12 protein-coding genes are annotated in these 13,342 nt (G+C 45.9%); all 12 read right to left on the minus strand.

Translation table 11 applies throughout. The features are described from left to right. Positions 1-3: 3 nt before the first annotated feature. Positions 4-2,097, minus strand: coding sequence for a chemotaxis protein CheA (locus DXA20_RS06005; protein ID WP_118559663.1), 2,094 nt, complete (start codon positions 2,095-2,097; stop codon positions 4-6). Position 2,098: 1 nt separating this feature from the next. Further along, on the minus strand, positions 2,099-3,154 hold the full coding sequence (gene cheB / locus DXA20_RS06010) for a chemotaxis-specific protein-glutamate methyltransferase CheB (protein WP_118559664.1): 1,056 nt from the start codon (positions 3,152-3,154) through the stop codon (positions 2,099-2,101). Positions 3,155-3,222: 68 nt separating this feature from the next. Then, positions 3,223-4,113 (minus strand): MinD/ParA family protein, encoded by an 891-nt coding sequence (locus tag DXA20_RS06015; RefSeq protein ID WP_118559665.1) that lies wholly within the window; start codon positions 4,111-4,113, stop codon positions 3,223-3,225. Then, entirely contained in the window at positions 4,113-5,381 is a 1,269-nt protein-coding gene (flhF, locus tag DXA20_RS06020) for a flagellar biosynthesis protein FlhF (protein WP_022306089.1), read from the minus strand. Before flhF ends, DXA20_RS06015 begins: the two co-directional genes overlap by 1 nt. Continuing rightward, positions 5,381-7,414, minus strand: coding sequence for a flagellar biosynthesis protein FlhA (gene flhA, locus DXA20_RS06025; RefSeq protein ID WP_022306090.1), 2,034 nt, complete (start codon positions 7,412-7,414; stop codon positions 5,381-5,383). Before flhA ends, flhF begins: the two co-directional genes overlap by 1 nt. 63 nt (positions 7,415-7,477) lie before the next feature. Next, positions 7,478-8,611 (minus strand): flagellar biosynthesis protein FlhB, encoded by a 1,134-nt coding sequence (gene flhB, locus DXA20_RS06030; protein WP_118559667.1) that lies wholly within the window; start codon positions 8,609-8,611, stop codon positions 7,478-7,480. A 124-nt stretch (positions 8,612-8,735) separates the two neighbouring features. After that, a complete protein-coding gene (gene fliR, locus DXA20_RS06035) occupies positions 8,736-9,503 on the minus strand; it encodes a flagellar biosynthetic protein FliR (protein WP_022306092.1) in 768 nt (255 codons plus the stop codon). A gap of 29 nt (positions 9,504-9,532) precedes the next feature. Then, positions 9,533-9,802 carry a flagellar biosynthesis protein FliQ gene (gene fliQ, locus DXA20_RS06040; protein WP_022306093.1) on the minus strand — a complete coding sequence of 90 codons (270 nt, stop codon included), beginning with the start codon at positions 9,800-9,802 and terminating at the stop codon, positions 9,533-9,535. A 31-nt stretch (positions 9,803-9,833) separates the two neighbouring features. After that, the gene (gene fliP, locus DXA20_RS06045; protein WP_118559668.1) at positions 9,834-10,679 is read right to left on the minus strand and encodes a flagellar type III secretion system pore protein FliP; all 846 of its coding nucleotides are present in this window, start codon (positions 10,677-10,679) and stop codon (positions 9,834-9,836) included. 14 nt (positions 10,680-10,693) lie between these two features. Continuing rightward, entirely contained in the window at positions 10,694-11,083 is a 390-nt protein-coding gene (locus DXA20_RS06050; protein WP_022306095.1) for a flagellar biosynthetic protein FliO, read from the minus strand. 25 nt (positions 11,084-11,108) lie between these two features. Then, positions 11,109-12,248: a flagellar motor switch phosphatase FliY gene (fliY, locus tag DXA20_RS06055; protein WP_118559669.1), complete on the minus strand. Its 1,140-nt coding sequence runs from the start codon at positions 12,246-12,248 to the stop codon at positions 11,109-11,111. 4 nt (positions 12,249-12,252) lie between these two features. After that, positions 12,253-13,233 (minus strand): flagellar motor switch protein FliM, encoded by a 981-nt coding sequence (fliM, locus tag DXA20_RS06060; protein ID WP_022306097.1) that lies wholly within the window; start codon positions 13,231-13,233, stop codon positions 12,253-12,255. Between the last annotated feature and the right edge of the window lie 109 nt (positions 13,234-13,342).

The following is a 13,342-nucleotide window of genomic DNA, read 5'->3' on the forward strand; positions in this document are numbered from 1 at the left end:
GACTTATACCAGTGTGTTAACCTCAAGTATGAGAGCGATCTCACCATCTCCCAGGATCGTTGCACCACTGATAATCTTACTGCAGTTGATATAGCTTCCGATCGACTTGATAACAACCTCCTGCTGTCCGATCAGATTATCAACGACAAGACCTGCCTGCTTGTCACCCTTCTTTACAATAACGACCGTCAGGCTTTCCAGATCCTGTGCTGCGCTCTCGACATCCAGGATCTGATCCAGCCGGATCAGAGGAATGACGGTTCCTCGAAGATTGATCACTTCCTTGGTCTGAACATACTTAATATCAGAAAGAGGCACATCCTCTATCGTCTGAATACTTCCAAGCGGGATGGCATATTTCTCATTGCCAAGTTCTACCATCAATGCCTGAATGATCGCCAGTGTCAATGGAAGGTGAATGATAAAGCTGCTCCCCTCTCCCATAACGGAACGACACTCAATATTGCCGCCAAGACCTTCGATCTTGGTCTTTACAACGTCAAGACCAACGCCTCGTCCGGAGACATCGGTAATCTTGTCTGCAGTAGAAAAGCTTGGCTGGAATAACAGATCGATAATCTCCTTATCAGTCATAACCTCTGCCTGCTCCGGCGTGATCATCCCCTTTTCAAGTGCTTTGTTACGAACCTTCTCAATATTGATGCCGGCACCGTCATCACGCACCTCAATATTAACGTTATTACCATCCTGATAAGCGTTCAACCAGATATTTCCAACCTCGGACTTACCAAGTGCGATACGATCCTCATTACTCTCAAGACCATGATCGGCTGAGTTACGCAGCAGATGCTGTAACGGATCACCGATCTCGTCAATCACCGTACGGTCAAGCTCTGTATCCTCACCGGTCATATGAAGCTCCATTTTCTTGTCAAGTTTCTTGCTCAGGTCACGGATCATACGCGGAAAACGATTGACAACGCTCTCAATCGGAACCATTCGTACCTTCATCACTGACTCATGAAGATTGGTGGTAACACTCTCCAGATATTCAATCTGCTCATTAAAGCTGTTATCGTTTCTGGTATTCTGCGTGTTGGAACTGATAGAAACAAGACCGTTTTTGGCAATGATCAGCTCACTGACAAGATTCATCAATACATCAAGCTTCTCAATATCTACGCGGACGGTTCTGCCCACTGCAGGCTTAGCAGATTTCTTTTCCGGTTTCTTTTCGGTTTCTTTTTTGGTGTCCTTCTGGACGGCAGCAGCACCTGCCTGCTTTGGTTCCGGCACAATCTTACTCTCCTTTGCTGCAGGCTCCTGCGCCTTGGCAGCCTCCTGCTCCGGAAGCTTAAACTCACCGACAACCGCCTCTTTAATCTCAGAAACGTTCTCGATTGCTGCCTTCACCTTCTCCGCAGATTCCTGTGTAAAATAGATCAGGCTGAAGTTCATGTCGAACTTCTCGTCCTCAATATCCTGTACATCCGGCACCGCCTTCATAACCTCGCCAAGCTCCTCCAGCGCCTTAAACACCAGAAATGCTCTGGCAGCCTTTAAGATACAGGTCTCCTGCAGATAAACCGTGATGCCGAGAATATTAAGATTCTGCTCCTTTGCTGTCTCAAAGGTATTGATCTCATAATCGGATATTGAAATCGACTCATACAATGCACCACCCGCTGCATTGTCAGCGGCAGGCACCTGTGCGGCAGCAACTGCCGGCTTCGGCTGGCTTGACTTTCCGGTTCCCTTCTCCACGATATCATTTAATGCATTGATTATATCCTGATTCTCCTCTGTTCCCTCATCGGCAGAGTCAAGGATATTGGCAAGGTACCCCTCCAATGCATCCAGTCCACGGAACAATACGTCAACAAGCTCCGGCTGCACCTTCATGTTGCCGCTGCGGATCTCCTGAAATACGTTCTCCATGTCATGAGTCAGGCGCTGCATGCGCTTGTAGCCCATCGTTCCCGCCATTCCCTTCAGAGAGTGTGCCGCACGGAAGATCTCGTTGATCGTCTCCATGTTCTCCGGCTCCTGCTCCAGGATCATCAGCTGATCACTTAATGTCTGCAAATGTTCTTTTGTTTCATCAATAAAAATTTCAAGATACTGACTAACATCCATATTATCGCACCCCCACATGCTTTGTAATTGCGTCAGCGATCAGATTCAGATCCTGTACCTCATCGACCACACCACTCTCGGTAACTACCTTCGGCATGCCGTATACGGTACAACTTTCTTCATTCTGCGCTATCACATAGATTTTGTTGGTTTTCTCGAGTTGCAATATTCCTTTGGTGCCATCTGCACCCATTCCGGTCATCACGACACAGGTGATATCATCAAATGAGCTCTCCCTCAATGATTCATACATGATATCCGCACATGGCTTTAATCCATTTCTGGCTTCTTCCTCCCGGACTGATAATACATATTCACGCCTGTTCTTCTCAATGACTCGCATCTGAGAACCACCCTTTGCAATATAAACCGTTCCCTTGCAAAGCACCTCTCCGTCCTCTGCCTCCTTGACATGGATCTGGCTGAGTTCGTCAAGACGTGCGCCCAGTGAATAGGTAAATCCAACCGGCATATGCTGCACAAGTAAAACCGCCGCATCCAGATTTGCCGGAAGTTTCGGAATCACATCCTGCAAAGCCTTTGGACCTCCCGTAGAGCATGCCATTGCAACCAGCTTGCCGGCACCTGCCACTCCTCCTGCTTTAGAGTGCGGCACTCTGTTTTCCTGTGGCTTTGAAACGTTCTCATGTACCTCCTTGCTCATGCCAAACGCCATGTGGATTCTTTCCACAAGCTTTCCTGCGAACTCCTCGGAGCGGACGCTGAAAAGACTCCCCGGCTTTGTCACAAAATCAAAGGCTCCAAGCTCCAGTGCCTCGATCGTCTCTCCGGCTCCTTTTTTGGCAATGGTACTGACGATTACAACCTTCTGATCATAGCCGCGCCGCTTCATCTCCTTGAGCATTTCAATTCCGTTCATGCGTGGCATGATAATGTCAAGCACAACTGCATCGATGCTATGCTCCTCAAGAATTTTCAATGCTTCAAGTCCGTCCTTTGCACTAAATTCTGTATGTAATTCCTCATCTTTATTAATTATATCAGATAGAACTCTTCTCATGAGTGCAGAATCATCTACAATCAAAATATTTTTCATGTCATTACTCCATTTTCCCATAATTATGTCAAAAATAACCAGGTCCCAGCTCGTGTCGGTCTTTCTGTTTATCTGGAACGAAACTGATGTTTAAATACCTTTGTAAAGAAACCGGCGATTCCACGTGTTGTATCCATAGGGGAAATTTCCTTTTTCTCATCCTCAAGCACCAGCGCCAGCTCCAACATGGCTCTCGCTGCAGGCGCATCCGGAAATGCCAGCGACAGAGGCTGCTGCTGCATCACTGCTTTCGGAAGACGTTCATCATAGGGAATGGCTCCCAGATAATCCATATCCATTCCAAGGAACTTGTTGACAACTGTATTTAATTTCAGATACAGCTCTCTTCCCTCTTCGTAGCTCTGGATCCTGTTCCCGATCATTTTGATGGATGTCGCCGTCGGATCAAAGCCGTTGTGCCGGTGAAGTGTTTTGAGAAGTGCGTAAGCATCGGTAATGGACGTCGGTTCCGGAGTGGCTACCAGAAGCACCTCAGAGCTTGAGGCAACCAGCTCGATAACGGCATCTGATATTCCCGCACCCGTATCGATGATCACGACATCCGCATAATGATCCAGCTCATACATCATACGGACAAGGCTTAAGATCTGATCCCTGTTTAAATTGGTCATCTCCCGAAGCCCTGAACCACCGGAGATAAATCCAATCCCCTCCGGTCCCGTGCAGATAATATCCTTTACCTCACGTCCCCGGAACATCATATCTGCAAGGTTATATCTCGGACGTATTCCAAGCATGATCTCTATATTAGCCAGTCCGAAATCTGCATCCAAGATCACTGTTTTCTTGCCCATGCGGCTCATCTGGATTGCAAGATTTACCGATACATTTGACTTTCCTACGCCGCCCTTTCCGCTTGTGACCGTGATCACACGCGCCGAATGCGGTTTCATATTCTGTTGTTTGATAATATTTCTAAGCTGCTCTGCCTGATCCATCAGCTGTTCCCTCCCAGAAGCTGTTTTGCCATTTTCTGTGCATCTACTTTTCCGATATCATCCGGCACATTCTGTCCCCAGCTCACATAAGACAATGATGCCCCTGTTAACATACGGATATTTAATATGTTTCCGACTGCATCTGTTTCATCTAATTTGGTAAATATCAAACTGTATTTGGTAATCTCCGAATAGGATTGTGAGATCCTTACCAGATCCCGGTATTTGGTGGTTGCACTCATCACGAGAAATACCTCCCGTTCCTCTTCCGGTACAGTCTCCAAAAGACCATGTATGTCTTCCTTCTGTTCTTTATTGTTGTGAGAGCGTCCTGCCGTGTCGATCAGTACAAGATCATATTTCTTGAGATCCTCAAACGCCTCTGTCATTTCTCCGGCGGAATATACAACCCTAAGCGGTACTCCAAGGATATTCGCATATGTCTTAAGCTGCTCTACCGCAGCAATCCGATAGGTGTCGGATGTCACCAACGCCACCTTGGCTTTGCTTGACAATTTCAGCATGGATGCTAATTTGGCGATTGTTGTAGTCTTTCCTACACCGGTCGGACCAATGAAAAAGATATATTTCTTTTTCTTGGCATGCAGATCAATGAGATGCGGCCGCCCGATCTTAAGAACGATCTTCTGATAAACACCGGATAACACATTATCCAGAGAAGCATCATTCTTAATACTGTCCTCAATTTCCTCAAGGATCTGTTCGATGTAAATCTCATCCACTTCGTTGTTTTTCATCTGGGAACGGATCAAACGCAGATACGCCTTATTCTTGTCCGAAATCTTTTTCTTTTTGCCTGATTTCTTTTCCTTCTCTGCAGTTTCTGCCGCCTGCACCTGCTTCTCTAACAGTTTCTGCAAATCACTCAGCTTTTGCTCGATAGCATTGGTCTGTGCCTCCGTCTCCTCCTTCACGGATTCTTTTTCTTCTAAGATCACCTGATTCTTTTCCGCAAGCACGCGCTTTGCAGCCTCTGCCTTCGCCGCCTTGGAATCCGGAGCCGGTGCCACATCTCCACGCATCGCCTCCTGCAGTTTTGCAAAATCAGGCATGTCCTTCGCTGATTCCTCCAAAACAAGTTCATCAACAGCAGCTGTCACCTCAACACTTTCCTTGCGGAAGAATTTTGCAAGCCCTTTTGGTATGTTCTTTTTTATATTCATGATCACCGCATCTCTCCCCAGTTCCTGTCTGGCAAGCTCCGTTGCCGCCTCTTCTGTTTTTCCGATATACTTTTTAATAATCACTATACTGTCACCATCCCAATTGATTGTAATTCAACGTCATTCTCAATCTCATTATAAGAAACAACGATCAAATCCCTGAATTGCTCTTCTGTAATCTTCTTGAAATACATTCGAACGATCGGCGAAGTGATGATGATCGGATTCTTGCCGAGTTCTTCCATCTTCTCCACCTCATCCCCGACAGATTCAAGGATTCCCTTTGTTCTGTCCGGATCCAGATTGATATATGCACCCTGCTCCGTCTGTTTGACAGAACTCATGATCTCCTGCTCAATCTTCGGATCAAGTGTCACAACACTGGTCATCTCATTTGCAGGGAAATACTTATTGGAAATCGCCCGCTTGAGACTCTGTCTGACATACTCCGTCAGTACATCAGTATCTCTTGTCGTTGTCGCATTATCTGCAAGTGTCTCAAAAATTGTTACAAGATCCCTGATAGAGATTCCTTCCCGCAAAAGATTCTGTAACACCTTCTGGATTTCTCCGACGCTTAGCATCTTTGGCACAAGCTCGGAGATCAATGTCGTATTCTGTTCCTGAATATTATTGATCAGGTTCTGTACATCCTGACGCGTCAGAAGCTCATCCAGATGATTTCGGATCACCTCCGTCAAGTGCGTTGCTATGATCGAAGGCGGATCAACCACGGTATAACCAAGTGATTCGGCACGCTCTCTCTGCCCCTCTGTGATCCAGAGTGCCGGAAGATGGAAGGACGGTTCAAAGGTCGGGATACCGGTAATCTCCTCCTCCACATATCCGGGGTTCATTGCCATATAATGGTCAAACAGGATCTCACCCTCACTGACAGGAACGCCCTTGATCTTGATCACATACTGATTGGGATTAAGCTGAATATTATCACGAAGACGTATCATCGGAACAACACAACCAAGCTCCAGTGCGATCTGACGACGAATCATAACAACACGATCCAAAAGATCACCGCCCTGATTGACATCCGCCAGAGGAATAATTCCATAACCAAATTCAAGCTCGATCGGGTCAACCTGCAGCAGGGAAACGACATTCTCCGGACGCCTGATCTCCTCCGCCGTCTCCTCCTCAGCAGTAACCTCCTCCTCGATCTCCTGCTCCTCCATCGAAGATTCCATAACTCGTCCAACTGCAATAAACATCACGGCATAAACAAGACAGATCCATGTCTGTAACGGCGTCGCAATGCCAAGAAATACCATCGTGCCACCCACGATATAAAGTACCTTGGGAATTGAAAACAATTGCCGCATCAGTACACCGCCAAGATCCGACTCCTTGGAAACCTTTGTGACAAGGATACCGGTTGACAATGAGATGATCAGTGACGGGATCTGTGACACCAGACCATCACCGATCGTTAAGATCGTATATTTCTGCAGTGCCTCATCCATACTGAGTCCCTGCATCATGATGCCAAGCACAAGACCTCCAACAAAATTGATCGCCGTAATGATCAGACCTGCCGTGGCATCTCCCTTAACGTACTTGGTCGCACCATCCATGGAACCGAAGAATGCAGCCTCATCCTGAATCTTCTGTCTGCGTTCCTTCGCCTGCTCATCCGTAATGGCTCCTGTATTCAGATCGGCATCGATCGCCATCTGCTTACCGGGCATGGCATCGAGCGTAAAACGTGCCGTCACCTCGGATACTCGCTCGGAACCTTTGTTGATCACGATCATCTGGATCAATATCAACACGACGAAAATGATTACGCCGACGATCAGATTACCTCCGCCGACAAAGTCACCGAACGTGGCAACAACATTACCGGCATATCCGTTTAACAGAATATTACGGGTAGATCCAACGTTCAGGGACAGACGAAACAGCGTTGTCATCAGCAGAATCGTCGGAAACGCTGACATCTGCAATGCCTCCTTGGAAAACAGTGCCGTAAAAAGAATGATCAGCGCCAGACTGATATTTAACAGGATCAAAAAATCCAGCAAAAGCGTCGGAATCGGGATGATCAAAAAGATAACCGGAACCAGTATGTATAATCCCAGCAATAAATCCGATCTCTGCATAGTAGTCGTTCTCCTTTTCTGTCTATATAAAGCTCTGCCCTGCGGGGAGCAGATCATAATCCACTAATTAACACGTCCTGTCAGACTGTATACATAAGCAAGAACCTCAGCCACCATCTGATACAGCTCCGGCGGTATCTCAGCTCCGATCTCCACATTGTGGTACAGCATCCTGGCAAGTGGCTTGTTTTCTACAATCTCTATGGCATTTTCCCGTGCCCTGTCCTTAATCTTCTGTGCCAGATAATCAGCCCCTTTTGCCACAACGACCGGTGCCTCATTCGTATCCTTATCGTACTTGATGGCAACCGCAAGATGGGTCGGGTTTGTAATGACCACATCTGCATTCGGCAGATCCTGCATCATCCTTCGCTGGGATGCCTGCTGCATTCTCTGCTTCTGCTGGCTCTTCACCTTCGGATCTCCCTCGGAGTTTTTATATTCGTCTTTAACCTCCTGCTTGCTCATCATCATATCCTGATGATACTTCCATTTCTGGTAAAACAGATCAAACATGGCGATCACTGCAAACAGTGCACTGATCCGGATCCCGACATTGATCACGGTATCTCCGATCACTGCGATTGCCTGCGGAAGCGTATACGAATACATCTTGTAGATCAAAGGCCACTGGTTCTTCAGATAAGAGTACACCACATAAGCAAGGATAACCACCTTCGCAATGGATTTGAAAAGATCCATGATCTTATCCTTGGAAAAGAGTCTTTTCATGCCTGTTACCGGATTAAACTTATCAAACTTCGGCTTCAGCGGTTCTGCCGTCACCTTCCATTTAACCTGAAAGACAATTGCAACGATCGTCACAACAAGTCCAACGATCATGATCGGAAATGCCGCCACAATAATATTCCAGAAAGATCCACGGATAATTGTTCTGGCGGTGTTAAGAGTAAACGGTTCACTCGTATAATCACTGATAAAACCGATTGTCTGTCGGAAACTTGTCATAAACCGGTTGCCGATAAATCCGACAAAGATCTTAAGCATAAAGAAAAATGCGAGAAGCGTTGCTGCGGTAACCACCTCGGTACTTCGCATAACCTGTCCCTTCTTGCGGGCATCCTCCAGCTTTTTGGCTGTCGGTTCTTCTGTTTTCTCGCCATCCTGTCCTTCCTTCGCAAACAACTGCAGATCATAGGACAGATAATAATGCTTTTCACATGCTTCCTGCTGCATAAATAATCCTCTCAAAAGATGTCTTCTATCTTAAGCCATAACTATTTTATACTATAACTCATTTTTCTCGAAATAGCAACGAGCATCCCTGCCTTTCTGTGACATATTCCTGTCGTTCTACGACTCAAGCAAGCTGCTCTACAAACAGTTTTGTCATCTTCTGCATCTCTACGAACAGGAAATCAACGATATTCGGCAGATATCCCATCAAAAGGAATAACAGAAACAGTCCGATAAAAACCTTTAGCTGTATACCGATCACAAACATATTCATCTGTGGAGCTACCTTTGCCAGTATTCCAAGCACCACGTTCACGATCAGAATGCAGGAAAAAATAGGCAGGATGATCCGAAAGCCTATGACAAAATAGTCCGTAATGTACGTTGTCATAACAGACAAAAAATCCCCCTTCAGATTCGCTCCTCCGATCGGGATCAGCTTATAGGAATCATAAATTGCATCGATCACGAAATAATGCATATCAGAAACAACAAATAATGCGAGGAAAAGCTGGCTGAATAAATTGGATGTGATCGTCGACTGCACATTCGTTGCCGGATCAAACTCCATCGCCATCGAAAATCCGATCTCCATATCAAACATGTTACCGGAAAAGCTCAGAATATACAGACAAAATCCCGATGCCAGACCGATGATCGCTCCGGTAATCCCCTCCTGAAGGATCAGTGCCGCATAACCGGCGATCCCCTGATAAGTGAGCCCGTTAAAATCAAGCAGATTAACTGCCACCAGTGAGAAGAAAAAGCTAAGTCCCATCTTTGTCATCCGCGGAAAGTTGCCGGAATTAAAAAAAGGCGCCGTCACCATCATAGATGCAATCCGGATAAAGACCAGAAGTATATATTCCAAATACTCTATCGTAAACTGCACGCAGCACCTCCTCCTTTCTCATCCGTCAACTATTTAATATACTGCGGTATGCTCTGTACCAATTGAACAAAAAGATCAGACATGCTGTTTAAGATCCAGCCGCCCGCTAATACCATCACTGCCATGATCGCAATAAACTTCGGCACAAACGTCAGCGTCTGCTCCTGAATAGACGTAATTGTCTGAAATATACTAATGATCAAGCCAACCACCAGGGAAACGATCAGCATCGGTGCGGAGGTCTTTACGATCACCCACACTACTTCTCTGGCAATATCGATCACAACATCTGCAGTCATTAGTTACTCCTCCTTATTCCGGCATCACCGGCTACTGAAATGAACGAACAAGCTGATCCACAATAAGATTCCAGCCATCTGCCAGCACAAATAAAAGTATCTTGAACGGCAGAGATATCGTCGTTGGCGGAAGCATCATCATACCCATCGACATCAGAGTAGATGCCACAACCATATCGATCACGATAAACGGCAGATAAATGACAAAGCCTATAATAAATGCCGTCCGAAGCTCGCTGATGATAAATGCCGGTATGATCGTTGTGATCGAGAGATCATCGTAATCCTTGATCTCATCCGACGAAGTATCGTTGATCTTCATGAACAGCTTCAAATCCTTATCTCTGGTCTGTCCCAGCATAAATTTGCGAAGCGGCTTAAGTCCTGCCTCCACGGCCTCCTTCTCTTCCATCTGTCCCTGTGTATACGGCTTTACGCCATCATCATATACCTGTGTAAATACCGGTGTCATGATTGCGATCGTCATGAAAAGAGCCAGACCAACAAGAACCTGATTCGGCGGTGTGGTCTGGGTACCGATCGCCGTACGCAGGAAATGAAATACAACGATAATTCTGGTAAACGAAGTCACCATGATCAGTATTGAAGGCGCCAGTGCCAGGATCGTCAGCATGATCAATATCTGCAGGGTTGATTCCAGACGGGTGCTTCCCAGATTGGACGAAATATTCAGATCAAAGGTATCATCATCCGCATCTGCACTTCCAGCGATCTCATCCTGCGTTGTCTGATCAACACGTTTGGCCGCTACCGAATATGCCGGTGCTGAAACAAAAAACACCAGCATAAAAACAGCAATCGTAAATAAACCTTTCCATATGGACTTACGAAAAAATAATTGTTTAAATCGACTCATTCTTAATCCCTTTTCTATTTCTCTTTCTTGTGATCGTCTGATGTAAATCTGCGTCCTGCCATTTCCTTAAAAATCTCCTGAAATGATCTTGTCTCCGTCTCGGTCTTCGGTTCAAATTCAATCTCATCCCCGGAAACTTCTGTCAGAAAACGGATATGATCCTTACAGACGGACACTGCGATATATTTCTGACCAATCCGTACAATGCATATCTGGCGGTTCGGTCCCATCGACAATGTATCGACAATCTCCATATTGTGGTTCTGTCTGCGGACAAAGCCCGATTGGGCATACCACCTCGTCACATAATAGGACGCCACCAGAATCAAAATGAATGCGATCAAAAGCATGCACAATTTAAAAAAACTGGCAAGTGCAGATTGACCAACTAACACTACAATCATATCTACACCTCCAGTTTATATTATCTTATTTGGAAATCTCGGTAATTCGAATACCGAAGTTCTCCTCGATCACGACAACCTCACCCTTTGCTACAAACTTGCCATTGACAAGAACATCGACCGGTTCTCCGGCAAGCTTATTCAGCTCAATGATCGTTCCCGGTGAGAAATCAAGAATCTCCTTAATGGACTTATTGGAACGTCCAAGCTCGACGGTAACTTCCAACGGAACATCCATGATCAGGTCTATATTTTCCTGCTGCATGAGCGGACTTACACCTGCATTGAACGGCTGGAACTGCGCCGGCTGTACGTTGACATTCGGTGTCGGCATCATATACGGCTGCTGCGGCATTGCCTGCTGCATCTGTGGCTGCTGAGCTGCCATATTCATATCCATTCCCATGCCCGGCATTGATGCTGTCTGCTCCGGCATCTGCTGAGGCTCCGGTGCCACTACAGGCTCCGGTTGTACCGGTTCCTGACCGATTCCAACCTCCCCGACAAACTTCTGATACAAATCTCTCGCAAAATCAAACGGATATAACTGCATGATCTGACTGTCCACAAGATCTCCAATCCTCATATCAAAGGAAACCTGCACCAGCTCGTCTGATAAAAAGTTGGATACTGTCACATCATCAATGCTGTCATTGAGATCAACCACACTTGCTGTTGGCGGGCTGATATCTACCTTCTTGTCTAACATGGAGGAAAGTGATGTTGCGGCAGAACCCATCATCTGGTTCATTGCCTCACTGATTGCACTGAGATGAAGCTCTGTCAGTTCTCCGTCTGTGTTAGAGCCATCGCCTCCCATCATCAGATCTGTGATAACCTTTACATCATGTTCCTTCAGGATCAGAACATTATTGCCTGAAATCCCGTCAATATACGAAATATGAATAAAAACACATGGTTTATCATACTGCGCTGAAATCTCATTGATCGTGACATAAGAAACCTTTGGCGTTGTGATTGTCACCTTATTATTTAACAGGGTCGACAGGGTTGTTGCTGCGGTTCCCATGTTAATATTGGCGATCTCACCAATTGCGTCACGCTCTGCGTCTGTCAACGTCATTGTCGACGATGGAGCTGCTGTCATTGTACTTGCGGCTCCTGTCAACGCATCAATTTCTTCCTGTGATAACATACCATCCATATATTTACTGCTCCTCCTTTACCACTGACGTCACCCGAACCGCATACGAATCCGAAATGGCACCCGGCAGTGCTCTGAATTTCATGATATTGCCAACATACACATCCAGTTCATCATCCACCCTGGAATCAAGCTTTACAATATCACCAATCTGGATATTCATAAAATCATTCACTGAGATCGTACTCTTTCCCAACAGAGCACGAATCGGTATCCTGGCACGACTGATGATCCCCTCAATCGCTTCCTGATAATTGTCCCCATCCTTCTCACGCATCGTAGAATACCAATACTTGGTATTTAATTTATCAATAACTGATTCCACGCAAGAATATGGAATACAGATATTCATCAATCCTTCTACCGTGCCAATCTTCATGTTCATGGTCACGATCGCCGTCATCTCACTTGGCGAAATAAACTGTGCAAACTGCGAATTGGTCTCAATCCGCTCAAGTCGTGGCTGAAGCTCGGTAACACTCTGCCACGGATCAACAAGAAGTCCTGTGCACACCTCCATGATGCGCTCCAGTATGATGAGCTCGATCTCGGTAAATTCTCTTGATTTCTCCAGAGGATTGCCACCGCCTCCAAGCATACGATCTACAATTGCAAAACCAAGATTGGATGCAAGTTCAATCAATATACTTCCACTCAACGGTGCAAAATCCACGACACCAAGAAGTACCGGATTTGATAAAGCATTCGAAAACTCAGAATATGTATTGGCTTCTGCATTCATGACCTCGATCTGCACAGACTTGCGCAGATATGCCGGCAAATTTGTTGACAGAAGTCTGCCGTAATTTTCAAATATAATCTCCAGTGTACGAAGATGATCCTTCGAAAACTTGGAAGGTCTGGCAAAATCATAATCCTTCACCGTAACCTTCGGAGTATCATCAATCTCATCAGGATTAATCTCACCACTATTTAATGCACTGAGCAAACTGTCAATCTCATCCTGCGATAAGACATCTCCCATTATCTTCACCTCACACCTGAACCCTGTCCGATTCCGTACAAAGCTCAGTCAAAATTAGCTGCTTCGTATAAACTCATTCATAATCATACCATATTCCGTATAAAAAGCA

The sequence above is a fragment of the Roseburia sp. AM59-24XD genome (assembly GCF_003478445.1).
In the GTDB taxonomy this organism is placed as follows: domain Bacteria; phylum Bacillota; class Clostridia; order Lachnospirales; family Lachnospiraceae; genus Jutongia.